This is a genomic window from gamma proteobacterium symbiont of Lampromicra miyakona, from assembly GCF_059730895.1.
In genome coordinates, this window is record NZ_AP035934.1 from 43608 (window position 1) to 69553 (window position 25946).

The 25946-nt window shown below is 50.3% G+C and carries 23 protein-coding genes and 3 pseudogenes; 11 read left to right on the plus strand and 15 right to left on the minus strand.

The window, feature by feature from the left end:
- Positions 1 to 68: 68 nt before the first annotated feature.
- The 7 genes and pseudogenes from tnpC to AC6I8P_RS23040 all read right to left on the minus strand — a co-directional run.
- A pseudogene (tnpC, locus tag AC6I8P_RS23010) lies at positions 69 to 1166 on the minus strand (IS66 family transposase); the annotation flags it as partial.
- 939 nt (positions 1167 to 2105) lie between these two features.
- The gene (locus AC6I8P_RS23015; protein WP_059012775.1) at positions 2106 to 2786 is read right to left on the minus strand and encodes a hypothetical protein; all 681 of its coding nucleotides are present in this window, start codon (positions 2784 to 2786) and stop codon (positions 2106 to 2108) included.
- A gap of 41 nt (positions 2787 to 2827) precedes the next feature.
- On the minus strand, positions 2828 to 4447 hold the full coding sequence (locus tag AC6I8P_RS23020; protein WP_498031378.1) for a fimbrial adhesin EcpD family protein: 1620 nt from the start codon (positions 4445 to 4447) through the stop codon (positions 2828 to 2830).
- On the minus strand, positions 4428 to 6965 hold the full coding sequence (locus AC6I8P_RS23025; protein ID WP_498013359.1) for a CS1-pili formation C-terminal domain-containing protein: 2538 nt from the start codon (positions 6963 to 6965) through the stop codon (positions 4428 to 4430). The genes AC6I8P_RS23020 and AC6I8P_RS23025 overlap by 20 nt, the downstream gene beginning before the upstream one ends.
- Positions 6966 to 6976: 11 nt before the next feature.
- The gene (locus AC6I8P_RS23030; protein ID WP_059013084.1) at positions 6977 to 7654 is read right to left on the minus strand and encodes an EcpB family pilus assembly chaperone; all 678 of its coding nucleotides are present in this window, start codon (positions 7652 to 7654) and stop codon (positions 6977 to 6979) included.
- Positions 7655 to 7729: 75 nt separating this feature from the next.
- Complete coding sequence (gene ecpA / locus AC6I8P_RS23035) at positions 7730 to 8308, minus strand: common pilus major fimbrillin subunit EcpA (RefSeq protein WP_059013082.1); 579 nt, start codon at positions 8306 to 8308, stop codon at positions 7730 to 7732.
- A 104-nt stretch (positions 8309 to 8412) separates the two neighbouring features.
- Positions 8413 to 9078 (minus strand): EAL domain-containing protein, encoded by a 666-nt coding sequence (locus AC6I8P_RS23040; RefSeq protein WP_498013360.1) that lies wholly within the window; start codon positions 9076 to 9078, stop codon positions 8413 to 8415.
- A gap of 288 nt (positions 9079 to 9366) precedes the next feature.
- On the opposite strand from AC6I8P_RS23040, the gene AC6I8P_RS23045 reads away from it, so the two are divergent.
- The 7 genes and pseudogenes from AC6I8P_RS23045 to AC6I8P_RS23075 all read left to right on the plus strand — a co-directional run bounded on the left by AC6I8P_RS23045 (position 9367) and on the right by AC6I8P_RS23075 (position 14605).
- Positions 9367 to 9888, plus strand: coding sequence for a hypothetical protein (locus AC6I8P_RS23045; protein ID WP_153010196.1), 522 nt, complete (start codon positions 9367 to 9369; stop codon positions 9886 to 9888).
- A 101-nt stretch (positions 9889 to 9989) separates the two neighbouring features.
- Positions 9990 to 11096, plus strand: coding sequence for a hypothetical protein (locus AC6I8P_RS23050; RefSeq protein ID WP_153010197.1), 1107 nt, complete (start codon positions 9990 to 9992; stop codon positions 11094 to 11096).
- Positions 11097 to 11263: 167 nt separating this feature from the next.
- Positions 11264 to 11719: pseudogene (locus tag AC6I8P_RS23055) on the plus strand (DUF1281 family ferredoxin-like fold protein); the annotation flags it as partial.
- A 33-nt stretch (positions 11720 to 11752) separates the two neighbouring features.
- The gene (locus tag AC6I8P_RS23060) at positions 11753 to 11998 is read left to right on the plus strand and encodes a hypothetical protein (RefSeq protein ID WP_230201151.1); all 246 of its coding nucleotides are present in this window, start codon (positions 11753 to 11755) and stop codon (positions 11996 to 11998) included.
- Positions 11995 to 12333 (plus strand): hypothetical protein, encoded by a 339-nt coding sequence (locus AC6I8P_RS23065; RefSeq protein WP_059012595.1) that lies wholly within the window; start codon positions 11995 to 11997, stop codon positions 12331 to 12333. Before AC6I8P_RS23060 ends, AC6I8P_RS23065 begins: the two co-directional genes overlap by 4 nt.
- Positions 12334 to 12651: 318 nt before the next feature.
- Positions 12652 to 14196: a methyl-accepting chemotaxis protein gene (locus tag AC6I8P_RS23070; protein ID WP_059012597.1), complete on the plus strand. Its 1545-nt coding sequence runs from the start codon at positions 12652 to 12654 to the stop codon at positions 14194 to 14196.
- A 130-nt stretch (positions 14197 to 14326) separates the two neighbouring features.
- Positions 14327 to 14605, plus strand: coding sequence for a hypothetical protein (locus AC6I8P_RS23075; RefSeq protein WP_059012599.1), 279 nt, complete (start codon positions 14327 to 14329; stop codon positions 14603 to 14605).
- A 52-nt stretch (positions 14606 to 14657) separates the two neighbouring features.
- Here AC6I8P_RS23075 and AC6I8P_RS23080 read toward each other — a convergent pair whose 3' ends face one another.
- Positions 14658 to 15620 (minus strand): IS110 family RNA-guided transposase, encoded by a 963-nt coding sequence (locus AC6I8P_RS23080; protein WP_059012601.1) that lies wholly within the window; start codon positions 15618 to 15620, stop codon positions 14658 to 14660.
- A gap of 344 nt (positions 15621 to 15964) precedes the next feature.
- Between AC6I8P_RS23080 and AC6I8P_RS23085 the strand changes: the two are divergent.
- Positions 15965 to 16474 (plus strand): annotated as a pseudogene (locus AC6I8P_RS23085) (DNA methyltransferase); the annotation flags it as partial.
- Positions 16475 to 16750: 276 nt separating this feature from the next.
- Here the strand turns inward: AC6I8P_RS23085 and AC6I8P_RS23090 are convergent.
- A complete protein-coding gene (locus tag AC6I8P_RS23090) occupies positions 16751 to 17725 on the minus strand; it encodes a quinone oxidoreductase family protein (protein ID WP_059012603.1) in 975 nt (324 codons plus the stop codon).
- Positions 17726 to 17832: 107 nt separating this feature from the next.
- On the opposite strand from AC6I8P_RS23090, the gene AC6I8P_RS23095 reads away from it, so the two are divergent.
- On the plus strand, positions 17833 to 18690 hold the full coding sequence (locus AC6I8P_RS23095; protein ID WP_059012605.1) for a LysR family transcriptional regulator: 858 nt from the start codon (positions 17833 to 17835) through the stop codon (positions 18688 to 18690).
- A gap of 58 nt (positions 18691 to 18748) precedes the next feature.
- Here the strand turns inward: AC6I8P_RS23095 and AC6I8P_RS23100 are convergent, their stop codons facing one another.
- The 5 genes from AC6I8P_RS23100 to AC6I8P_RS23120 form a co-directional block, all read right to left on the minus strand.
- On the minus strand, positions 18749 to 19168 hold the full coding sequence (locus tag AC6I8P_RS23100) for a tyrosine-type recombinase/integrase (RefSeq protein WP_318249830.1): 420 nt from the start codon (positions 19166 to 19168) through the stop codon (positions 18749 to 18751).
- Complete coding sequence (locus AC6I8P_RS23105) at positions 19126 to 19761, minus strand: tyrosine-type recombinase/integrase (RefSeq protein WP_230201150.1); 636 nt, start codon at positions 19759 to 19761, stop codon at positions 19126 to 19128. The genes AC6I8P_RS23100 and AC6I8P_RS23105 overlap by 43 nt, the downstream gene beginning before the upstream one ends.
- A complete protein-coding gene (locus tag AC6I8P_RS23110; protein WP_059012607.1) occupies positions 19754 to 20680 on the minus strand; it encodes a tyrosine-type recombinase/integrase in 927 nt (308 codons plus the stop codon). The genes AC6I8P_RS23105 and AC6I8P_RS23110 overlap by 8 nt, the downstream gene beginning before the upstream one ends.
- Positions 20677 to 21525: a tyrosine-type recombinase/integrase gene (locus AC6I8P_RS23115; RefSeq protein ID WP_064511419.1), complete on the minus strand. Its 849-nt coding sequence runs from the start codon at positions 21523 to 21525 to the stop codon at positions 20677 to 20679. Before AC6I8P_RS23115 ends, AC6I8P_RS23110 begins: the two co-directional genes overlap by 4 nt.
- 159 nt (positions 21526 to 21684) lie before the next feature.
- Entirely contained in the window at positions 21685 to 22284 is a 600-nt protein-coding gene (locus AC6I8P_RS23120; protein ID WP_498013361.1) for a TetR/AcrR family transcriptional regulator, read from the minus strand.
- 53 nt (positions 22285 to 22337) lie between these two features.
- Here AC6I8P_RS23120 and AC6I8P_RS23125 point away from each other — a divergent pair, with 53 nt between their 5' ends.
- A complete protein-coding gene (locus tag AC6I8P_RS23125; protein WP_059013063.1) occupies positions 22338 to 23243 on the plus strand; it encodes a DMT family transporter in 906 nt (301 codons plus the stop codon).
- A gap of 198 nt (positions 23244 to 23441) precedes the next feature.
- Here the strand turns inward: AC6I8P_RS23125 and AC6I8P_RS23130 are convergent, their stop codons facing one another.
- Positions 23442 to 24410: an IS110 family RNA-guided transposase gene (locus AC6I8P_RS23130; RefSeq protein WP_059013061.1), complete on the minus strand. Its 969-nt coding sequence runs from the start codon at positions 24408 to 24410 to the stop codon at positions 23442 to 23444.
- A gap of 538 nt (positions 24411 to 24948) precedes the next feature.
- On the opposite strand from AC6I8P_RS23130, the gene AC6I8P_RS23135 reads away from it, so the two are divergent.
- Positions 24949 to 25884, plus strand: coding sequence for an IS110 family transposase (locus tag AC6I8P_RS23135; RefSeq protein WP_059013059.1), 936 nt, complete (start codon positions 24949 to 24951; stop codon positions 25882 to 25884).
- Positions 25885 to 25946: the final 62 nt, after the last annotated feature.

Here is a 25946-nt window from a genome sequence, read left to right on the forward strand (position 1 = left end):
TAGTTGTGCGTTATTAATTTGAGGATTTAAGGTAAGCGTACACCGAGGGCCGTATTGACGGGGATGTGTTATTCAGCTGGCAGTGTGATGCGCCAGGGTAGCAGTTCGCTGACCCGGTTGACCGGCCAGTCGGCGATGACGCCAAGCAAATAGCGGAGGTAGCCTTCTGGATCCACGCTGTTTAGTTTGAACGTCCCGATCAGACTGTACAGCAGTGATCCCCGATCACCGCCATGGTCAGAACCGAAGAACAGGAAGTTTTTACGACCCAGACTGACCGTCCGCAGGGCATTTTCAGCGATGTTATTGTCTGCTTTGGCCCAGCCATCGCCCGCATAGTACGTCAGTGCCGGCCACTGGTTAAGTGCGTACGCGAACGCTTTTGTCAGCTCCGAGTGTCGCGACAGGGTTTTCATCTTTTCACGCATCCAGCTTTCCAGGGGGTCCAACAGCGGTTTCTTTTTTCGCTGACGTTCAGCAAGCCGCTGCTCCGCCGGCATTCCCCTTATATCCGCCTCTATGGTGTACAACTGACCAATTAGCCTCAGTGCTTCTTCCTTCGGGGCTGACGGGGTGCGGACATGCACATCGTGGATCTTTCGGCGGGCATGAGCCAAGCAGGCTGCTTCCGTTATCCGGCCATTGCGGTACAGTTCGTTGAACCCGGCGTACGCATCCGCCTGCAGTACACCGCTGAAGCCGGCAAGATGGGTCTGAGGGTGAATACCTTTTCTGTCCGCGCTGTAAGCGAACCACACGGCCGGTGCCAGCTCTGACCCGGCATTGCGGTCATCACGGACATACGTCCACAACCGCCCGGTCTTCGTCCTCTTATTACCAGGCAACAGCACCGGGACGGGCGTGTCATCGGCGTGGAGCTTGCCGTCAGTCAGCACATAGTTCCTAAGTGCTTCTTCCTGCGGTTACAGTAGTCGGTAACATGCATCCACCCAGCCCGACAGCAGTGAGCGACTCAGCTCCAAACCCTGGCGGCCGTATATTTCAGACTGGCGATACAGCGGAGTGTGCTCTGCATACTTAGAGGTCAGTACGCGGGCCAGCAACCCTGGTCCTGCTATACCCCGCTCGATGGGCCGCGAAGGCGCGGGGGCCTGCACGATGGCATCGCACTGAGTACAGGCGTGTTTTTCGCGTACAGTCCGGATACCTGGACGGCCCGGAATAAAAAGCGGGGCGATCGGTTGCGTTTCCGGCGGAAAATGTACCGTAAATTACTGACGATAAAGCGAAGTTAAGCCAGAGAGGCCCGTCACGCTCGTACCAGGCACTCTGGGCTGCATGCCTGGTACGCTTCAGATAAAAAACCAGACCGGGCGCACGGGGTAAGTTGATCTGATAATGATAAAAAGAATAACCGTTCGCGGGTCTGAAAGTATGGGCGGCGTCCGGAGCGACAGCATGATGAATAAACCATTCAGTGTCGGGTAGTCAGTCTGACGGCCTGACTGCCCGACAAGACTGATAAACGCCAAGATAAACATGAACCGCGTCCCGGACGATGCTTATTTACCTGAATAGGTCACCCTCAGCGCGGACTTAAATCCGCCGGGAAACATTTAAATCTGAAACGATTATCCGGCGCAGGCAGTGTTGCCTCCCTGATCATCCCGCTCTCTACGCTGAAGGAATATTGTGGCCATTATTCTGCCCTCCATTACCCACGAATTTAAAGTTACAAAAAAAGAAGCAATATGTGGAATGAATATAACACTGTCGGTGTCACGCTGATTAATTTTATCATTCTGCGCGACCAGGTTACCGAAGACACAGATAAATTCAGAAGGAAACCTCTGTCATCTGTGTGTATTCAGCAGGCAGCAGGTTCCTTACCCTGCTCACCTGCTACTTGGTGGCCCTGCTGATTGACCCGGTCAACCCTGAAAAAATCACGGAAAGCTTTGCGGATTTTTTCAGGGTGGCATCTGCAATGATACTCCTGAGCATCTTCAGCATCATACCTGGCGTAGTTATTTCTCCCCTTTACGGCCATATTTTATGACCGTAACTGTACCGCTTATTATTAAACGAGTGACATTCATCGTCTTCGCTGCAGGAAATCCTGTAACAAAAGAAGGGCCCGTTAATTAATGAATGACGTCGCTGCATCCCGAACCAATTCGGATATAACCAGCTGAGGTAACGATAAATTTTTTGTTTTCTTTATTCACATCCCGACCTGAGTAAGACTCACCCGGCAACATATAAAACTGCCTGGAACTGTCATCACTCCCATGACACCCTTTTTGAATTATCACACGGAAAAAGGTGTTTCCGTTATTGGTTATCGTTCCCTTACTTTCGCTCAATAGATAAGAAAGCCTCGCTTTTCTTGGGCGTACAACCAGAATCGTGCTTATTGAAATCATCGGTATGACTTTCGGTTTTTTATTACCCCCTGATGGAAGTAGCGCAACCGGACTCTCTGTATATATCACCCGAAAATATCTCTCTTTATCGTCAGAAGGCCCGCGATAGAATATCTTAAAGAACTCTGATTCGTTCTCATTTATCGCAATACTCAATGGCGAGTATAAAATATATTTCTCACTACCGGATGCATTTAGCTCTTCTTTTTTTACAGGAGAACTTATCTCATAAGCGGAAATTTTATATATCTTATTACTACTGGAATCATTAAATATTCGCCGGGAAATAAAATCCTTATCGGCCGGCATCTCATAAATAATAGAGTCAAGATACGCCGCGTGAACGGCGTTCGTGATTCCAAAAAAGGTGAAGATCAAGCACACTATTAATCTTTTCATATGGCTTATCCTTAGTCAGGCTTGAGCGTCAGCCATGAGAATTATTCATCCACGCCCGTCCAGGTGGCCGTCACATTGATCTCACCACTGGCGCTTACCGTACCGTTCCAGTCATCTCCATCAGTAGTAAACTGTGAACGGGAATCGTCCATCGGGAACAGAAGTTTGAGCGTGGTGGTGAAATAATATCCTGCGTCGGTGGAGGAGTCCCAGGCTGTCTGCGTCCAGTTAGCCCCTGTAATGTCTATTGCCGATTCACTGCAGCTGTTGCGTTGCTGAACTGTGCCGCCGGAGGAGGATGTATACGAGAGATAGGCCGGAAACGGAACCGTCAGGGATGCGTCAGAGGATGAAAACAGACAATAAGGTACCCCGCTGATGGTGGTGCTGTCGCCGGTTACCTGCGCAGTTATTTCATCGGCCTGGCGGGTTGCAGAAGTTGTCACCTTATAATCAATTTCTATTGGTGACGTACTTCCTACCGTTCCGGTTCCACTCGGACTCAGTGAGCCATCTGTGGCGACGATACTGATACCATATTCTTTGGGAGTTATGTTTACAGCATTAGATGCAGTAAACTGGTAATACCCTGATTCTGGGGTAATCGAGTTATAAAAGTAAAACGTAAACAGGGAGTTATTATTAGTTACAGAGGCTCCGTTGCTCAGCACGTTACTGAAAAATGTATTCGAGAGAAAAACGTATACGTACTGCCCGGACGTGGTAAAAACGTTGCTGTAGGGCGTGAGTGTAGAATAATTGTACCATGTTGAGCCGTTCCCGCTGAATTTTACCGTGGCGGCTGCGGGCGTAAAACCGAGCGTTGTCGTATCGAGTACCATCCTGAATCTGAGAGCAGTACTGAGCACTGCACTTTGTTCCAGAGTATAAGAAACCATTTTGCAGATAATACCGGTCGTTCCCAATACGACCCCCACGCTGCACATATCAGTGCCGCTGTTGACGCTCGGCGTACCATCGCTTGCAACCCAGATATCCGACAGCGCTCCGGTGCTGTTGAGCGTCAGGTGCCCGGCCTTGGTGGCGGTCAGCGTATAGTAGCGCCACGTTGCGTTGCTGGTAAGGTCTTTGCAGCGGATGCCACTGGCATAATCATAGTTCGTAGTGGTATTACACAAATTTAGCGTGAAGGCGTTACTGCTGCCAACAGACTTGTCTTTGAAATATTGATATGCCGCTTCCGTAAAAGAGGCAAACCCATAGCTGCCGTTGTACACGCTGCTGCCGGATAACGCATGATAAAACCCGTTGTCGTCCGTAACGGACGGTGAAATATAACCTGCTGACGGGCAGGTACTGCCAGATGACATACAGCGTATACCCTGAAAAGGTACAGCGATAGGGGAGCTGTCTATCCACATATCGAAATAACTGTTTGCACTGGCCCAGCCTACAAACCCCATATATCCGAGGCTGGTCTGATTTGTGGAGTACTTTGTCCACGTGTTAGCACCACTGAATCGTGGATCAAGGGCTGACGGCGTAACAAAATATTCATCATCAATGTTATTTTCTATAAACATGTAGCTCGTACTGCCTGAGCCGCTGTTAACGGCTGTAGCAGCTCTGACACATGGGACCGAAGCTAAAATGGTGAAAAAAACAGTCAGTTTCAGAATTTTAATTAGCGATATTTTCATTGTTCTCTCCCGACTTAGCGGTTAACTGTTGCTCTGAACAGGTAACATCACCTACCCACTTCGCTCCTCTGGCACCAGTCAGATCAAGTTCAGCCTCGCAAACCGAACCCTCATTGTCGGTAATGCTGATATATGGAAATTTGAGGTCGATATCCATAGCGAATTCCCCTTTTTTGTCCGTCACGGCCCTGCCTATGTGATTATTAATGTGTGCATGTGGCGCAGGAGAGCCTGCGCTGTCAACTATCCGGCCAAAAACGGTCACCAGCTGTTTAATTTCGGGTCTGAGCAGACGGACATTACCGGGATAGAGTATGACGGTACTCCTTCTTCCGCTGACAATATCCACGCTGTCCTCTGAGCGGCGATCGTTCATAAGCTCAACGTTGTAACGGGCATAGGGAGGCAACGCAATAAAGTTATTCTTTTTAGTCAGGGAGTAACTCCGGCCGTTAATCTGGGCGGCTACCGCACCCTCGCCGGTAAAGTCGGTATCAATGATCACGCCCGCCCGCTGGCTCTCCTTGCTGAATGCAATTTTTTTTCCCGCCAGCGCCACAGAGCCCTGCGAGTTGAGGGTTAAATATGTATTACTGGCAGCGTTATGGGAGACAGAGATTGTGCCATCATTGTACGGCGTATTATATGATGCGTAACCGCTCGCCGCATATTTACCGGACGTATAGTCTGTAGTATTACTGGTTTCATTGATACGACGCGACAGTGAAAGCCCTGCGCTGGAAATTCCTTCTCCGTCAAATCTTTTTCGGATTGCGGTATTGACCAGTGTATTCCCATTTTCACTTGAAATGCCAGCACTCAGCCAGGTATTCAGCGGCATCGATAACTCTATATTGACGTATTTATCCTGCGTTCCCGAGTTGTCAGACCTGCTGTAATAATATCGCTGAATCCCGGTATGTACACTGAGTGTGGCATACCGGGAATTGAACAACGTCTGGCTGTAGTCCACATTCGTATAATGATTTCCGGAATGGCGATTAGTTGTTCTGCTGACGGACAGACTGCCAAGATATGGGGTCAGAGACCTGAAATTGACTGTGCCGCCATAGGTGTAGAGGTCGGTGGCTTCAAGAGAGAGCTTTCCTCCGACAGTTCCGAGTTCTCGTGATCCCCAGACGGAAGCAAAACTGCCGGGCACGCTGAGGTTGAGCGTGCTGATTGTCCTGCGGGATGCATCTGAGGCAAACATAAACTGCTGATTAAAGTTCAGCATATCGCTTAAGGAAAAGCTGCTTTCTGTCTCACTTACGGCCACTCCGTCAAATGTGTAACCAGTGGCCTTTAAGGTGACGCCGGACAAGTAAGGCAGCGTGACTTCAGCAGCTCCGCCTGCCAGTGATGTCGAGACTTTTCCGAGATTCTTGTGAGAAGCCCGGCGGTAGTCGATTTTATTATATTCCAGCATTCCGCCAAACAACTGCCATGAGACTTCGCCTGTCAGGCTGCTTTTACGTGAAAACGTTTTATTTATTTGCGCCGTGCGCTGGGCGACGACCTTTCCGTTAATCACGGTCCTGAGCTCAACATTATATACTCCATATGGAAGCTTTGAAGTATCCAGCTCATAACTGCCCATTGCGAAGCTCTGTATACTCAGCAATCTGTTTTCACGGTATACGTGTACCTCTCCCGGAGCTGGCAGGAAGACCGTAACGGGCGTCAGGGACAGAGCATTATCTTCAATCTGTGTGCTGCTTTTGTTGCCGTAGCTGACGCCATAAATTTTACTGGAATTAAGCGTGGTCATGCTGGCGATCGACTGAAGATTCCAGGTGTCCACCATACCTGCTGCCAGACGATGCCCGGAGAAGTCTCTTTCGTACATAGCACGGTAGAGGTTGCTGCTGGCATAGCCGGTACCTACACCATAGAAAGAGCCATTAAGATTGAAATGGTGTTCACGTAATGAGGATGTGTTATCCAGCGAGATGAAACTGCTGCCCGTCTGGTTATCCGAATACGTGTTATAGTAACTTCCTAAGGTATAGTTCAGGACTGAAGAGAAACTTTCAGATGACGATTCACCCAGTATATGACTGCGTGGCATAATCACTGGAGCCAGTGATTCCCGAGCGACGTTAAATTCAAGATAGAAAGATTTGATATCAAGTTTAATGTCACTGTTATTATCGACAGCAACAGAGTTACTGGCTGAAAAATAGCTGTTAGTGAGCTGAGAAAGCTTGTTTTTTGTTTCAGCGCTGAGCACAGCATTCTCAGGAATGTCTGATAATGATATACTTCTGAGCAGGAAGCCTTTTTTATCCAGCGATAGTATCGCATCTGCAATTTTCTGCCTGCTTTTTTCATCAGTGACATCACCTTTGTATTTTATAAAAACAGGAACAGACATCCCCTGACACAGGGCATCTGAAAACGCCCTGGGAATGATATATTCTTTTCGATTGAGGTAGATATCCGCAGCATTTAAATGAGGCGGGATTGCAACGAGAGAAAAAATAAAAAAACGACTAGCTATAACTGGTCTGCTCATGAGGTAATTTACTACCTGACATTAATGTAATTTTTCCCATGCCAGATACCTATACGCGTTTTGGCATCAGCAAGATTGGTATACTTAATTTTAATGCTACTACCTGGCATGACGTAATAACGTTCCCGGCATGTTTTCCCCGCCTCAGCAGATTCTGACCTGCAGGGACCAAAGGAAATAACGCGAAATGCAGCATTGCCGGTATTCATGACGTTATCGCCGCTGACTTTAAAATCGAAATTTTCCTTTCTGGGTCCGACAACCAGAATCGTATTAATTAATGCAGACGTTGTTGCCTCTCCTGCCTTACGGTGCACTGCATTTTCCGTATCAGAAAGTGGTTCATCCGACCAGGTTAAACGGTAATATCTTTCTTTTGCGTCTTCCGGCCCATTGTAAATAAATCTGAAAATGTCTTTTGCCTCACCCGGCAGGATGACGCTGGCAGGGGTGGAAAGTAATTCTCCGCCACTTTCCATCGGAATCACGATGCCGTCGGCCATTGGTGACGACAGCCTTGATACTTTAATGCTGACATATCTTGCAGCATCAGTAGTGTTGGTAACCTCTTTAGAAAGGATTGATTCCTCCGGTGGCATCATCGAAGTTATCTCACCCACATTAATTGCGAACGCTACAAAAGGTGTGAAGATCAGCAGCAAAGCTGAACGGTAAATTAGTTTCTTCATAATGATTTTTCTGAGTCAGGAGATCGCTCTCCTGACTTGGTTTACATATCTATTTAACTTCAGAGCAGGATTGGATCACACTGTCCAGGTGGCGGTGAACTGAACCTTGACATCACCACTCCAGTAGCCATCGGCCAGGTCAGCAAAGGCCGCTGAAGTACTGCCGTCAGAAGTTGCTGAATCGATTGAAAAGGTGAAGTTGCCCTGCGTACTGGTGCGGTCAGTGCCTGCGTAGGCTGTGCTGACAGCCAGTGGCTCAAGCCCGGAACTGATACTGCTTGCCGTGTTGATCATGGTTGTCGCGCTGGAGCTTGAAAGCGCAGTACCGTTCCATGCAACCCCGACACTGAGAGTGGATGCATCCGCTGTTCGTGTAAGGGTGTTAGATACGATTTGTGAGGTGAGCGTGAAATCTGTCGCACCAGACTGCCCCTGGACAGTAATGTCAAATGCACCATCCTGGGTATTAAACCCTTCAATGCCTTCTGCATAATCAAAAGTCAGTGATTTAAGTGGAGTCACAACAAGTGCGCTTGTTGTGTCTTTTGTGGCACTGGCATCCCAGCTAGCGGTAGCCGATGCGGTCACATCAGCAAAAGAAGAGGTGCTGAGAAACAACGATGAGATTAACGATATGAGAGCTATTTTCTTCATTATTTATACCTTTAAACAGAGTGAAAAGAGCCAACAATTCCTGTTGGCATTGAGCGCAGCACCAGCATGAAACATGATGAATGTGTCCGGCTGATTAGTGTTTTTTAATTTTTATAAAATTGGCCGGTATTCCTTGCCCTCCAGAGGTATCCCTGCTTACCGCAGATATTCATTCTGTTGGCGGTCTGGTCGCGGGCAACAGAATCAACACCTTCAATGATGACGCCATTGCAAAATTCATTAATTGTATCTATCAGATATGATATGGCGTGCGCTTTTGACTCATGTTCCCAGAAAAATAACTTATCAAGCTTGACCATCTCAAATTTATACTCGGACAATGAAGAAACAGTAGTATTTCCACTGCCGAAATCATCCAGCCATAATTGACAAGTTTCAGACAGTTCTTGAAGAACACCTTTATCAGGCGAACCAGCTGAAAAATTGAAGTTTTCGCTTATCTCAAGGCGGAGATATTTCTTCATCAGACTTATTCTCTGCCTGACGGAGTAATTGGAACTGATAAACTTGCCACATTCGACATCAACATTAAGTGTCAGTTTGACTCCCTCACCCAGAAAAGGCCCCATTTTCTCAGCAACAGAAAGCTGGTTGTCGAAGATGAAAATTTTTTCATCTATGCGAAGTTTTGAGTAAGGAAAAACAATTCCAGAAACTCTGTCTGAAAGAGTGGTGAGCATCTCTAATGCCATTATATGACCAGGCAGGCTCACTACCGGCTCGTAACGGAATTTATAAGTAAATCGCATATTGATAATTCGCTATAAAAAATAACAAGCGCCAATCAGATTGGCTTTAGTCTGAGCATAATGTAACTAATAAAAAACGGGAGCGACACTCCCAATTGGGAGTGCTGGTGATTATTTTTATTTGTTAACATAAAGAATCCTGATAAAAGCCAAAACATCATCTTGAAAACCAATACCTCAGGTATAAACAAATGAAAAATGTTTAAATCAAACACTTTCACCTTTTCTTTTAATGCAGTCAGCAGTTCTTATTTTTTTCGCGACTTTTATCTGGTAGATGAAAACCTGATGATTCTTCACGCCAAAGATCTAAAATCAGAAAATAGCCTTAAACATGGAATAATAGAGATAAAAAGAGGGAAGCTGATATTCAGAAACCAGGATGTTCTTAACAAAGTTATCTCGTATATAAAAAATCCTGATCTCGATATAATCGGTACCGAGCGATTTTATCTGCGTGAACAAAACGAAATATGGCTTATCAAGGCCAGCCAGGTTCAGAATAACACATCGGAGTCCACCCATCCTGTGGAGAGATACTTCATATTTTCAATTGAAAATTTAACAAAGCCGCCTTCTACAATAAAACTGCATCTTTTGAAAGACATTCTTAAAGTCACTTCAACAGAAATGAGGCTATGTGAGGCGTTAATTACTGGCAAGAATCTCCGCCAGGCTGCTGAAGATGCATTCATATCTTACGAGCACGCCAGGCAGCGCCTGAAAGTCATATTTGAAAAAACATCGACATCGAACCAGTCGCAACTGGTGGCATTTCTGAACCGGGCCCTAATTCTCCTGGGCGAGTGACTGAATACTATTTCCCCTGATTTCAGAATTATCTTTCACACAATCCCACTCGATGATTTATAATCGCCAGTACACTGAACACGACCGTGCGGATAGTACGTATGGATAAACCCTCAAAAGAAATAGGGCATTTACTTGAGCTGGCATCATGGGGTGAGATGTCGTGGGAATCCGTAATGAAAAGTATGTCTGCTATTCTCTCTGAGAGTGGTGTGCATATCGTTCATCACTCACCTGGAAGGAAAAAGTCGTTGTGCATGAGCTGGCAGGGAATCGATGACACTATAGGTAAAAACTACGAAAATTATTATATCTCTATTGATCCATGGGCTCACTACATTGCTGAAAAACCGGATGGTTCTGTATTCAATTCAGAACTGGAAATGCCTTACACACTTTTCTCTGACACAGAATACTACCATGATCACTTCAGGAAAATTGATGTTAATCGCTCCTGTGCAGGGATTAAGTTCAGGCTTAATGAGCAGGAGAATATATTTCTTGGCATACACTATGAAGCAAGGAAACTTTCTCCTAATAATATAGATATCACATTACTCCTCAATGAACTCAGGAAGCCGTTTTATCATGCTATAAAAACCACGTCGAGCGTGGTTGAAACCGCCTGTCACTTATCCTCTCAGTTTCTGATGAGAGAATTCCTGAATGAACCCTGCATGATTCTGAAAGAAAATCTGGATATCGTTGAAATTAACAGTGAGATGAAGAACCTTCTTGGCCTCTCAACTCATCTGATAAAGGGATGGGGGCGTACTATCTCTGGAAAAAATGCTGAAAATTCTTTGTTCTTAACCATCAAACATGCATTCATGAGCGGATCACCTCCGGAGTCTTATCAGCAAATAACTTTAAATGGAAAACCTTACATCTTTACAGTTTGCCGGATTAATCCGGATTTTGGGAGGCCACTCCTTGGCACCCCGGCGCTCGTCATGGTCAGAGGAAAGTCACTGCTTGATCATGAAAGTATTCTGAATGAAGGAATACTCATCTCCCTTTATTCAATGACTAAAACAGAAATTAAACTTTGCCAAGCCTTATTTGCTGGGAATACACTTCGTAATGCCGCCGATATGGTAGGTATTTCCTATGAACATTCTCGTCAGAGGCTGAAGGTGATACTACATAAAACAAGCACCAGCAGTCAGTCCTCTTTACTGATTCTTCTTTCGCGGTTATCGCGTTAATTCCGGGTAAGGGCAATGACAATCTGCTCTTCGGTAAATCGTGTTTTTTCTTCGTCACCACCTCCGCTCAGGTGAGTGAATATCTTGCCGGAATTATGTTTCTGAATGGATCAGGATTTCGGGGCGGGGCCAGATGGGAGCAGTACCGACGATGATATGGGAAAAATGATGGTAACGGTGAAGGCGCAGCGCAGTTTGACATGCGCCTGCTGCTGCCGACGCGCCTCGACGTGGAAATCAACGGCTTCATCGGCGGGCTGCTGGCTGATGTGCCGGAAGGTTACGGGTTCTACCTCGCCCGGTACGGCGTGAAGTGGCCCTGCGGTTACGCGCTTGAAGTGACTGACGGCGGGCCGGATTTTCTGGAGGTGGACTTTGACACACCCTGGTCACCCCCGGATGGCCGCGTATTTGCGGCCCTCAGTGGGCTGTTCGGTGTGACCATCGGGCACTGGTACGCCGAAAGCGGCTGTGACTTCTGCGGCTACGACGCGTATGCCGACGGCCTGCTGACGGACAGCATGAGCAGCTCGCTGGAGTGGGGTGAAGAGGATGAGGACGGCTACGCCTGCGTGACCGGGCCGGACTGGATTGTGAACAACGTCGGGCATTACGGCGGATGACAGGAGGCGGCGGGGAAACCCGCCGTGAGCACCATGAAAAGAGAACTTACCCTTGCGGGCCTGATGGCCAGCCTGTCGGGATTTGCCCCGGACACGCCATGCGTGGCCCACATCTGGATGGCGGACGACTTTAAGGACATTGACTCAGAACTCTCACCACATGAAGTGACGGCAGCGATCGAACTGGCGGACAGGACGCTGGATGCTGACATCAGCCTCAGCTGGGAATTTATGCGCGATTGCGCAGAAACCGTGAAGGCCCGGAGGGAGGCAGAATGAATGTCTGGCTGGTCAGTTATCAGGAGGAGGTGGGCAGCACCTCACACGAATACCACATGCTGCTAAGCGGGCAGGACTTTACGCTGGCCGAAGCCGCGTGCGAACGGATGGGCGAAAACTGGTGGCCACCGGAACGTCCCGTTTGCTCGCAGGGCTGCTACTGGCAGTTTGACCGGGTCAGCATCTGGCTCAAAAGCATCGTTCTGCTCGATAATCGTGAGGCAGAGACGCTGGCTGGGCTGCGGTTCCTCGATGAGTGGAGAATGAGCGGTTCGCCGGATGCACCCGTCATCTGTGACCGCAGCGACTGCCGGTGGGAAGATCACCGGCCCTGATATTTTCACCTGATGCCGCCCCGACCGGCGGCATTCCTTAAGTTGTCGATAAGGATGTCGCTTCGCTCCGCCTCTTTTGCCGCTTCCCGTCCTCTGGCCGGAAACCGGCAGATGCAAAGTGCCGTGCCCTCACGGTAGCCGGGCCGCTTCGCCTGCAAGCAACTGTGTTAGTGCTGGCTCGGAAAAAAAACAGAAATAACTCTGTTGGGGTGATTGCTGTAATAATCCCAGTCATAAATTTTATGTAAACAGGCTCATGTTGAATTTTATTCTGTCGATATTCATCACTGATAACCAACTATACGGAAGATATCTCTGATGAAAATTTCCACCCGACTTTTTACCGGCTTCGGCCTGCTTATCCTGCTTTTTGTCATCTGCACCGGCATTGCACTTATCGCACTCAGCAGGGCCAGCGATGGGATGGATGATGCCGTCAACGTGAAAATGAAGAAGTATCAGATTGCACTGGATATGCGTGGCGGGCTGCGGGATATGGCAATTGCCGTTCGTAACATGGCGCTGCTGACTGACCCTCAGGCCATCAAACCCGAATGGGATCGTCTGCAGAAACAGAAGGCCCTTTATGTTGAAAACCGGGAAGCGCTGGAGGTGATGATGAAAGCAGACTCATCTCCGCAGGGACGCGAAATATTAAGCCACATTGTTCAGGCAGAGGGGACTGCACTTGCTGCACTTGAGCGGGCCGGCCGGCTCGGGCTGGCCAACCAGCAGCAGGAGGCCACCGCTTACCTGATGAGCGTCACGCGTCCTGCGCAAAGAACCCTGCAGAGTGCGCTGAACGAGATGGCGCAGGTGCAGATGAAAAATACGCAGTCCGCCGTTGAACAGAACAGTAATGCAACCGACCGGGCTTCCCTGACGCTGGTACTGCTGGCCGCCGCATCCATTCTGGTGGCAGTGGTAACCTGTGTGTTTACCATCCGCGCCCTGATGCGACAGCTGGGTGGGGAGCCAGCGCAGGCGCAGGTGCTTGCGGCTGCAATTGCGGCGGGCGATCTTACCAGTCCGGTGACACTGCGCCGTAATGACACGAGCAGCCTGCTGGCGTCACTCGATGGCATGCAGGCAAACCTGCGCGGACTGGTTTCGCAAATAAAAGACTCTTCCGCCTCAGTGGCGCTGGCTGCCGATGAAATTTCTCAGGGTAATACTGAGCTCTCTTCGCGTACTGAACAGCAGGCTGCGGCACTGCAGGAAACGGCCGCCAGCATGGAGCAGCTGACCGCCACGGTGAAAAGCAACACGTCTGGTGCTCGGCAGACCGCCGATTCAGCCCGCGAAACGGCGTTACTTGCCCGTACGGGGGAAGCGGACGTGCAGCGCATGTCGGAAACCATGAATGCCATCTCGCTGAGCGCAACGAAGGTGCGGGATATCACCGGCGTGATTGAGAGCATCGCCTTCCAGACCAACATTCTGGCCCTTAACGCGGCGGTGGAAGCCGCGCGGGCCGGCGAAGAGGGGCGCGGTTTTGCCGTGGTGGCCGGCGAGGTCAGGACGCTCGCGCAGCGCAGCGCGACGGCCGCCCGCGATATCAAGCAGCTGATTGAACAGGCCGTGGAGCAGGTTGAAAGCGGCGTAGAGGTGGCGGCAGGTACCGGCCACAGTATTCTGAAAATCGTGGGCATGGTGGGCGAGCTGGCCGAGGCCATGGATAACATCTCACTGGCGTCATCCGAACAGATGCAGGGTATTTCTCAGGTCAGCATTGCCGTCAGCCAGATGGACGGGGTGACCCAGAACAACGCCGCGCTGGTTGAAGAATCCTCGTCTGCCTCACAGTCACTGTCTGAGCAGGCGCACGCGCTGCGCGGAATGGTTGAGGCCTTCAGGGTATAAAGCATGTGAGTAAAGGACGGCGGCAATGAACCGGCGTCACTGCTGCCGTCCTCTCGTGACCACACGCCGCTGAGTGGCGGATAAACTGTACGTCAGGCGCAAAAACAACTACTTTGAGGTCCGGAAAAGCATGCATGAAAAGTACCTGCGCATTACAGAAATCAAAGCGCAAACGGACGAGCTCCTTACGCAGCTGAGCGAGGGAGAGTATCGTTCTCTGGACGTGTGGGCCAACAACCTGACGCACCTGAATCTGGCATATTGCTCATTCGGCCCCTACATGGCCGATGCCGCCTTGCTGACGTGGCTGAAGCAACACGATGCCGTTATGCTGTCGGAAATCGCCATGACCGGCCGGGCGCTGATGGCCCTGCAGAACTTTTTACGGGCGGCATCAGAACAGCCTTAATCATTCACTTCCGGCGATAATCGGAACTTATTTTTGGGTTGTGACAGAATGATCAGGATGGTGCGAAGTGATCCTCCCAGTACGTTCCGTTTTTGACCATGGCGTTCAGGATGGTCAGCAGCTTACGCATGCAGGCAACCAGCGCCACCTTTTTAGCCTTACCGCCTTCAACTAACCTGACATAAAAGGCCCTGATTGCCGGATTAAACTGAATGGCGGTTACTACCGCCATGTAAAGCGTGCACCTCACGCCGGCCCTTCCGCCAGAAATCGTTCGTCTTCCCCGCATTTTTCCTGAGTCTCTGTTAACGGGGGCGACACCGACAAGCGCGCTGATTTCCCGGCGGGTCAGGGTACCCAGCTCCGGCAGTTCGGCCAGCAGGGTGGCGGCGGTGATTTCCGCCACGCCCTTCACGCTGGTCATCTGGCGGGCCTGATCGCGGAAATGCTGCCGCACCTGACGATTCATCATGCGGGTCACAAGAGCAAGTTCAGCCTTGAGGGCCATCATGACCCGGCTGATACTTTCACGACCATCGGGGTGGGAGGGGTAAAGCCGGTTGCGTTCCGCAACCAGCATCTGATTCAGCTGACGCCGTCTGACCACCAGAGCCGTCAGCGCCTGCCTGGACGCATCAGGCATAAGCTTAATGTAACGGTTACGGTCAGGGTGGCGGTCAATCACGCGCGCCAGCTGTGCCAGCAAAGCAGCATCCAGGCCGTCCGTTTTCGCCAGATGTCCCATAGCACGGGCAAAATCGCGCGCCTGCCGCGGGTTGATAATAACCACGTCAAAGCCTTCTGACTGCAGGTATACAGCAATCTTTGCCTCGAGTCCGCCCGTGGCTTCCATCAGTATCAGCGAAACGTTTACTCCGCTGAGTTTATCGGTGATCGTCTTAAAGCCGACCCCGTCATTGCTGACTGTGAAAGGGGGCATTCCTACAATTCCTGCCACATCCAGCGTGGCCTTGGCCACGTCAATTCCCACGCACTGCAAATCCGGCTGACTCATGGTGCCCCTCCTTACGATACGAATTTAGGTTCAGACAACTGTCCGGGCTAATGATGAGTGGCTCAGTCCGTGCGCATTCGCTTGTTTACGGGCTTGCAGGCCCCGGAAGCTTCCCCTGCTGCACGAACCTCGCCAGACCTGCAGATCCAGTTTATATATTCCCCGGCATATAAGGGAAGCTGCGCCGACATCCTCACCCGTTTCCCGCCCTGCGCGGGACATTCAGTCCGCTCCGGCGGCGCGTGCGGCTTCCGGTGTCGCCCCTGTTTGCTCCGCTGGTCGCCCGTCTGTGTGGAGGTCACGGCACCACTACCGGTGCCCCCTTCATACACAGGAGCATCACTATGTCTCGATTTATGCACGGCGACAGCGTACAGGTTATGGGCGGCTTTCCGGATAAAAGCATTGATTTCATTCTCACCGATCCGCCGTACCTGGTCGGCTTTAAAGACCGGTCCGGGCGCACCATTGCGAATGACGTAAACAGCGACTGGGTGCTGCCGGCGAGCCGGGAAATGTACCGGGTGCTGAAAGATAACAGCCTGGCGGTCAGTTTCTACGGCTGGAACCGCGTGGACACGTTCATGCAGGCCTGGAAGGAAGCGGGTTTTCGCGTTGTCGGTCACCTGGTTTTCACCAAGCCCTACGCCTCAAAGTCGGCCTTTGTCGGCTATCAGCATGAAAGTGCCTACCTGCTGGCGAAGGGGCGCCCGCCGCTGCCGGCAAAACCGCTGCCGGACGTGATGCCATGGGAATACACCGGCAACCGCCACCACCCGACCGAGAAGCCGCTCAGCATCCTGCGGCCGCTGATTGAAACCTTTACGCAGCCGGGCGCCATTGTGCTGGATCCGTTATGTTGAGCTCAACATAACGGGTCTTATGTGGTGGAGATCGTTATGTTCATTTTGTGTTGTCAGGTCTTACCCGTAGCGCGGTTGAAAGCAATTAAAGCAACATAATGACAGGGAAGAGTATTAAAGCGTGTCGACCAGTGCGTGCTGTTTAATGTACTGGTCCGAAGAGGTATCAGCATTTGATATCTCTTCGGACCTCAGAAGTGAAACGCGTGAAATGGGGCGGTAAAAATCACAGAGGGATTGTTTTTCTGTTTCTGATTACATCCTGAACTAAACAGTCAGAATCACACTTCCGGTGGTGCGCCCGGCTTCAAGGTCTGAGTGTGCATCAGCGGCATGAGTCAGAGGATATTCTGCCCCTACAGGGTTTATAAGTCCGTTCTGAAGGGCCGATATAAGATCTCTCGTTCCCTGCGCGTAAAGTTCTGCGTCATCAGCATAAGCCATTGAGCTTGGCCTCATCAGTGCAATTGAGCGGGTGAATCCCAGTTCTTCAACGCGTACCGGAGGAATGGGGCCAGCCGGTTGGCCCAGACTTGCCACTGTGCCAAAAGGACGTACCACGCTGAGCGTTGCAGAAAGCATGGTTCCGCCGATCCCATCAATGGCAAGATGTACACCACGACCATCAGAAATTTCACGTGCCTTATCCGCCCATGCGACGTCGGTATGAAGAAGTACCTCTTTTGCCCCCGCCGCCTGTGCAATTTTGACTTTTGCAGCAGAGCCCGTTGTGCCGATGACGCGAGCACCTTTCATTGTTGCCCAGCGTGTAACAAGCTGGCCCAGACCTCCGGCAGCAGAATGTACTAAAATCCAGTCGCCCTCTCTGACATTTCTGACTCTATGAAGAAGCATATGCGCGGTAAGTCCGCGGAGCATGGAGCTCCCGGCGGTTCGTATATCAATATCTGTGGGAATTCTGACGAGTCGACTGGCCGGGATATTCCTGATTTCGGTATAGGCTCCCATCGGATTGCCGGTATAGGCAACCCGATCGCCCTGAGCAAAGGCCCGGACGTTAATCCCGGTTGCTGTCACTATGCCGCCCCCCTCAAAGCCGGGTATGGCTGGGGAAGATGACTGTGGATAAAGGCCTGATCGATAGTAAATATCAACAAAATTAACACCTATCACCTCATGACGGATCTGAACTTCATCAGGACCGGGAGCTTTAATTTCAATTTCAGTGGCGTGGAGTACTTCGGGTCCGCCTGGCTGGCTGATAATGATTGCGGTTGGCATACAGTATCCTCATGGTTAAGTGAGAAAAATTATAAAGTCGTTCACATGGAGAAAAATACGGGTATAAAAGCGCTATGTATGTGCGGATATGCACAAGGTGGGAATGGATGGACTGGCAGGATTTAAATTGTTTTCTCGCACTGGCACGTAAAGGGTCCATGTCGGCAGCGGCTAAAGAACTTAATGTCGACCACGCAACCGTAAGCCGCCGTATAACAGCGCTGGAAGCTTCGCTCGGACTTCGTCTTACCGAACGTTTGCCACGGCAAACCAGCCTGACGGAACAGGGAAAAGTTATTGTCTCTGTGGCGAATGAGATGAACAGGATCGCAGACCGGGTTCACATACAGGCGAAAGCATTATCACTTTCACCTGCGGTCAGCATAAGGATCAGCGCATCGCCAGCTGTTGCAGCGCAGCTGATTGCACCTGCCATAGCGGGCTTCACTCAAAGCCATCCTGATATTGCGCTCTCGCTGGCAGGCGTCTCACATCATGCTCAGCTGAGTAAAGGTGAAGCGGATATAGCAGTCCGCCTGACGAGACCCGATGACCCCGGTTTGCTGATCCGCCGGATAGGCACTATGCATTTTGGCCTTTATGCCTCTCATTCCTGGCAGGACATTCCACCTGAGAATTGGGTATTCATTGCTTATGAGCGCTCTCTTGAACATATTACGCAGCAAAACTGGCTGGAATCGCTGCTGGAAGGGAGGCGGATTATATTCAGGGCAAGCGACCTGATGGCGCAGCAGCAGGCTGCCAGAAGCGGTCTGGGACTTGTCACGTTACCCTGTTTTATGGGAGATGCTGACAGTTCTCTTTTAAAACTGACCGTCGATTCGCGTCCGCCAGTCAGGGATATCTGGCTGGTCGCTTATCCGGAGCTGCGGCGCGATCCTTCTGCAGCTGTCGTAATGGAATTTCTTGCGGGCGCCATCAGCAGAGCATGCCCGCCAGACTGAATATACAGGATTTTTCCATCTCCTGTTTACCGCCCGGCGCCTTACAGAACAAAGCATTTCAGAGTGATTTCAGGAAGGCCATTACGTCTTCCTGTTGCTTCCATGGCTTGCTGGTTTGCCCTTTTTGATGTGGCTCACATGTCATCAGCGCTCTGGTTTTCATCTGCATGTCAACTTCCGCATAAATAAGCGTTGTCGACAGCGATACGTGACCCAGCCAGGCCCGGATTGTGTTGATATCAACGCCGGCCCGTAGCAGATGCGTAGCTGTAGTGTGCCGGATAGTGTGGGGGCTTATGCGTTTTTGTAAGAGTGACGGGACCGAGGCTGCTGCAACAGCAGTGTTACGTACGACAAGATTACGGATGCCGAATCGGGTAAGGGGCCTGTTCTCACGATTAATGAAAAGCGGTTCATGAGATAAACGATCGCTGCTCAGTAACTGCAAAAGCCGCGCCGTCTCCGGCCAGAGGGGCAACGTCTGAGCCGGTTACCTTTTCCGTGGATCACAACCGATGAGTTGTTGTGTCCTGCCGCTATGCTCAACGTTAAATCACCGATTGTGACATGTGTGACTTCCCCTGCCCTGGCACCGGTATTATAAAGGAACAGCAAAACTGCATGGTCCCTTCGACCCTGAACAGTTTTAACGTCCGGCGCAGCCAGCAGCGCATCCATTTCGTCTCTCTCAAGATAACTGATGAGTGCTGTACTGCTTTTACGCAGAGGGATACTTTTCAGTCTGCCATACCAGCCGGTGTATTCCGGTGCATGCATGGCAATAAACCGTGCCAGTGAGCGGATGCCCGCCAGCCGCTGATTGCGGGTTGAAGCACTGCTATGTCGTTTATCTCCCAGCCTTATCAGAAAATTGCGAACACAATCTTCAGAAAGGTCTTCCACGAGGAGTTTATCGGTTGCCTTTCCGGCCGCTTCGGAAGCGAAAGGCAGAAGCAGGCGCAGCATGTCGCGGTAACTTTTCTGCGTGTTAATGGAAAGGTTTCGCTCACTTATCAGGTATTCCAGAAGAAAGCGGCGCACCCATGAACTGAGCAGACGGGTATCAGTCATTGTTTCCTCCGAGAGCATAATTTTCAAAACGCCGGCTGGCTTCTCCGAGAAGCTCAGGCGTCATGCTGAGATAAACCTGCGTGGCCCTGAGGTGAACGTGGCCGAGATAAACGGACAGATGAGGCAGCAGCAGCTGTACATCATCACCGTTCCGGTACCATGAAGTCAGCCGGTGTACGGCAAATGAATGGCGTAAATCGTGTATCCGCGGTTCATATCGTGCACCATCATGACGGGTAATACCGCACTCATTACGCAGTCGACGGAAATAATTCTGCAGCGTGTAGGTGCATATCCTGTTTCCGCCGGGCGTGACGAAAAACGGGGTGATGCCCTCAGTAGCTTTATTCCGGGCTTCAACTGCCGACAGCTTGTCCCGTAACTGAGGGGAAAATGGCACCAGGCGCGTTTTACCGAATTTACTCTGTTGTACTTTCAGCACGCACTCATTCAGTCCGACATCCCCCCGGTTCAGGCTGATAAGTTCACTGACACGCAGGCCTGCGGAATAAATAAGCAGAAGGATAAGATATAAATCGCCAGAATAAAGCGTTCTGGCCCAGGCAACGGTCTTCGCCGCCTTAAACAGGCTCATCAGCTCAGCCTGAGAATAAATGTAAGGTTCAAATGCCGCTGGCCGGACGGGCGACATCACAGGTAGCGGAACTGTATCGACCAGGCCGCGGCTGAGGGCATACTGATATAAACTCCGCAGGCCACTGAGTTTGATGTGCCAGGTCTGCGTCAGCGCGCCTTTGCCGGCAAGAAAGGCCCTGACGCTTTCAGGCGTCACGTCTTCCAGACTGGCTTCGGTTCCCATAAACCGGCCGAAAGCGCGTGGCGTACAGTTATTCAGCCATATTTCACCCAGCGCCTGCCGGTAGGCGATAAACTGGTCAATCAGGCTCTGAAGCTTCACAGGTATTTCCCGATATCAATATCCGCAACCCTGCGCAGTGCTTTCATATCTACTTTGGCATAAACACGCGTCGCATCTGCGTCCGTGTGCCCCAGGTGCATACCTATCTGAGCCAGCGGCATACCGGTTTCCATCAGCCTTGTTGCGCAGGCATGCCTCAGGGCTCGCGGCCCATACTGGGGCAGAGAGACGTTCAGTTTTTTCAGCCGCTCGGACACAAGCATATAGATATCCCGGACAGGCCGTGCGCCGTACAGGGTAAGAAAAACATGCCGGTAAGGCGAAGGCGGCCTGACATCCTTCAGGTAGCGCAGAACCGCTTCCCCAGCTGGTCGGGAGAGTGGGAAAATTCGCCTGCGTCTGGTTTTGGTACAGTCAATGGTCAGCAGTTCGCGTTCCCAGTCAAAGTCATTCAACTGCAGTGTTTTGATTTCAGATGGCCGCAAGCCATAAATGGCCAGCAGCATGAGAATGGCTGTGGCACGGATATCACAGGGTTTATCACCTTCAGCGTCTCTCAGCAGTCGCAGCACATCGTCCCAGGCGGGCCCTTCAGGAACAGAATCCAGAGAGTAAACGCGCGTGCTGCGCAGACAGTCGGCCAGTCCCTCACTGCATAAACCGTTTCTTGCACCATACCTGAAGAACGCCCGGAGGCAGTGAGTAACGTGCTGAAGAGACTTTCGCGAATAGTTACGATAACTGCTCAGGTATTTCAGGAAATGCTCGGCTGCCTTGAAAGAGAAAATATCGGTATCAGAGGCATTACAGGCAGTCAGAAAGTGGCGGATGATAAAAACCCGGCCGCTTACCGTTACCGGCGACAGCCCCAGTTCATGCTTCATATAAGATTCAAACTTAACAAGTTGCTGATTACTGTTGCTACGCAAGATACCCTCTTAACTTGCAAGCGGAGATCAGGATTAAAAAGGCCATTTTCGAAGGACAGGGAAAGTGAAGGTCTGCTTTGAGCGAAAAGCGGACTTTCCTTTGCATGGTGTTTATCAAGAAGCGGTTGCGGGTTTGCAAAAAATCATATCTGGCAACGTCTGCGTCAGAAAGTCGTAAGGATACGTGCTTCCTTCTACACGTATACGTATCATTACACCTTCATAACTGTTGATTACAAGCTTTGCTGCACTTTCCGGTGACATTACCGGCGAAAGGGTTTGTGCATGCTGAGCGTCATTAAATACGTTAAGCAGATCGCTCTCCCAGAAGGAAAAAAATGCCGACACTTTTTGCCGGATTTTTCCACTGTTTCCCGAAATCGTCTGTCCAATAATACCGGCCAGGCAACCTGCTGCATCAGGTTCACGCTCAATATATTCCCTGTGCCGGTTAAGCCAGTTCATCAGGCGCACGCGGGGAATCAGGGTATTGTTCAGCAGCGTATCATTCCGCAGTTGTTGAAGCGTCTCGATATAAGCGTCAAGCGTTGCACAAGCAAATTCTTCTTTACTCGGGAAAAGATTATAAAAAGAACCTTTAGGCATTCCTGCCTCACTCAGAATCGTTGTTATACCCCCGCCTTCATAACCCTCTCTCATGAAAACCCGTATACCAGCATTCAAAAGCCGTTTGCGTGTATCATTTCTAGCCATAATAATTAGACCGTTCTACTTTTTTATAAGACTATAATAGGCAGGTACAAAAGATGCCACACTTCATGAAAGTGAGCAGACACACACTGGGGCTGATTATGGTGTGCCTCTCGGCCATCCTGTGGAGCTCAGCGGGATTTTTCGTGAGAATGCTAGATATGAACACATGGGCTATGGTCGCATGGCGCTCACTGTTTGCTTTCATGTCGCTGACTGTTCTGCTCGCGTGGAGCGGGCATTTACACCACTTTTCATTCCGCCGAAATGTAGGCTTGAAAGGCTTAATAACAGCGGTTGTTATGGCAGTTTCCATGTTCTGCTACGTAGCGGCACTTAAACTCACCAGCGTCGCAGGTGTGATGACCGTTTACGCCACCATTCCTTTTTTTGCTATGGGGCTGAGCTGGCTGATACAGAAGAAGAAAATAACAAAGCGCGCCCTTATCTCTGCGGGCATCAGCCTTGTGGGAGTTATTGTCATGGCCGCTTCTGCCTCAGGGAAAGGCAATATGGCAGGCAACGCACTGGCTCTCTTGATGACGGCCGGGTTTGCCGCCAGCATAGTGTTGTCGGGGAAGTGGCCGGAAATGAACCTGCCGGCTGTCACAGCTCTTGCATGCGCCATCTGTGGTGTCTTCTGTTTTGCAATGATGCCGCCAGACCTTCCGTTTCCCGGATTACATGACCTGCTGTGGTTGCTTGCTTTTGCGCTGACCACTCAGAGTATGAGCTATCTGCTTTTCATGGCAGGAAGCCGGTATGTTGACCCCGCTGAGGCAAGCCTGATTGCACAGACTGACATAGTGCTGGGACCGCTATGGGTCTGGATCTTCTTTAGTGAATTACCGCCCGGCAGTACATTACTCGGAGCTGCAATAACTTTTATAGCGGTAACGGGATATCTTGCGGATGAGTATTACCTGAAAAGAAAATCATTACGGAATAACAGATTACTGTAGCCTGAGCGCAATAACTGATTGTTAACACATTATAACGTTCATGACGTCTGCTTCTGGCACAAAGCAGATAAAGGCACGATGTAAAAACGTCCGGTTTATCTTTCATGAGAGAACAGGTTTGTCCCCAGCTTCCGCAACAGGCCGGGCCGGATTAGCGCATCATGTTCTGATAAAGTGCTTTTTTATGTATTTATACAGTTACTCGCAGGCAGGTCCTCCTGTTGTCTGAGGCACATAAACCGTGCCCGAACGCAGTACACCAAAAATAATGTGTATGAGTTTGCGCATTGCTGCCCCGACGATAAGCATTCCGGGCTTTCCGGCAAGCCGGAGACGGTGGCCAAATGCCCGGATATCCGGATTGTGCTTCAGTGCAACCAGAGCGGGCATATACATTGTGCTTCGCAGATATGCATTTCCTGTTTTTGACATCCTTGATTTGCCCCTCACCGAGCTGCCGGACTGATGGTGGCGTGGGTTAAGACCCAGAAAAGCTGCAACTTCCTTAGCCTTACTGAACTGTTTGTCTGCCATAAAAGACAAAATTACTGCACCCGTAACGCTTCCGATACCCGGTATTGAACTTATTAAAGCCTCCTGTCTTCTCAGTTCGTCATTACTGCTGATATGTTTTTTAATCTCCTGCCGGATCACTTCAATCTCTTCTTTGAGCTGGCTGGTAATCCTCAGGAGTGAAGGCTGAATGCTGGCATCGGCGTTATCAGCACGGTTAGATTCCATTCGCAGCATGCCTTTCAGCGCATCCATCCGGCGTACCAGAGCCTGTAATGTCCTGACCGGTTGCGGTACAGGTTGCCACTGCGCCGGTATCGTAGCCCTGCAAAAACGCGCAATCAGCTTTGAATCACTCTTGTCTGTCTTTGTACGAGATAGCTCCGCCATACCATAACCCTTTATGCGCGAGGGATTTACCACACTAACTTTTATCTTTTTCTCATACAGAAACGTAGCGAGGGCTGTCCCGTAATCACCGGTGGCTTCCATGCATGCGTGGATCTCTGAAAAGTCCCCCACACCGGCCCATTTCAGAAGTGCTGTAAAACCCGCCACTGAATTAGCAAATGCTTTACATCGGTAACTATCATTCCTAAGTAAAGCAGCATCAAATTTCTTACTGGCAATATCAATTCCGAGATAAACAGTCATGTCATATCCTCACGAGGTCAGTACTGACCAACCTTGCAAAATTCAGGCTCACCGCGTTGCGGGGCCAAAGATACCCTTCGGTCTGGACTGAGATTAGGACAGAGCGGCATTTATCTTTTCAACGGGCCTGACAGCCTGAGGACGTTGCCGGCCTACTCTGTCCCGGGACAATGCATGTACAGGCAGACTTAACTTACTCTGCCTGAGACACGATACAAGGACGTTGCTGCGCGCCTCATTGATGCCGCCTGCGGCGGGGGAATAAAAACCGTGCGGTTTGCGGCCGGTGCCGTGACTTCACTTTAGCCCGGCCGCTGCGTGTTCAAGAGATCGCTTCGCTCACCGTCCTTGTATGTTTAATGCTGAACCAGGATGAATCTAAACTTATCCTGTTTTTTTACTGATGCTGCAGCACGATCTCCGTCCTGGGATTAAGAAGCCCGCGGGTGAGCACTATGCGCAGCATTACTTTCAGCTATAACCCGAACAATTGCCTGGCGCACCTAAAGCCCGTATCTGCAAGGCAGGGAGAACTGAAATGAGCGATAAAACAACCGTTGGTATTGACGTTTCAAAGTTCGCTTTAGATGTCTGGATCGACACCAGTGAGCGACTGATACATCTGGAGAACTCCTCCTCCGGCATCATGCAACTGTTGAAGGAATTTGAAGGACTTCACATATCAGGCGTTATCATGGAGGCCACAAGCCGGTATCACTCTCTGGCTGAATCAATGCTGATTTCTGCGGGTCTGCCTGTCGCCGTCATTAATCCGCGACAGATAAAGAATTTTGCCCGGGCAATGGGCAAGGTGGCAAAAAGCGCCCCCATTGATGCCAGGATAATCTGCGAGTATGGTCGTCGTATGAAACCGGAGTTCAGACCTGTCAGGGATAAAGAACTTCAGGAAATGGCACTGCTCCTGACGCGGCGGCGTCAGCTGGTACAGAATCGTGTCATGGAAATCACTAGGCTTCAGGAAAAAAGCGGCGCCTGGATTGAGAAGGGCATTGTGGAGCATATTGCCTGGCTGAATGTGCAGATCGATGTGCTTGATAAGGAAATAAAGGACCAGCTGAATCAGAATGCTGCGTTATCTCCAAAACGAAAAATGCTTGAAAAAGTTAAGGGTATCGGACCGGTAACTCAGGCTGCGATACTGAGTCAGCTTCCGGAGCTGGGACACCTGAATCGCAGGCAGATTTCGGCCCTGGTTGGCGTATGCCCCTATGACAGGGACAGCGGGCAGCTTCGTGGTAAAAGGGCTATCTGGGGCGGCAGGTCTGGTCTGCGCGCAACACTCTATATGGCAATGCTTTCAGCGGTTCGATATAACCCCCGAATTAAAGATTTTTACACGTCGCTTGTTGCACGCGGAAAACCCAAAAAAGTGGCTATAACTGCCTGTATCAGAAAATTTATTACGATACTGAATGCGATGTTCCGTGATCAAAAGGACTGGGTATATAGCTAAAGGATTAGTTTACGGCTTTGGGTGATGCATACTATACGCCCACGGACAAAATCTGAACGAGG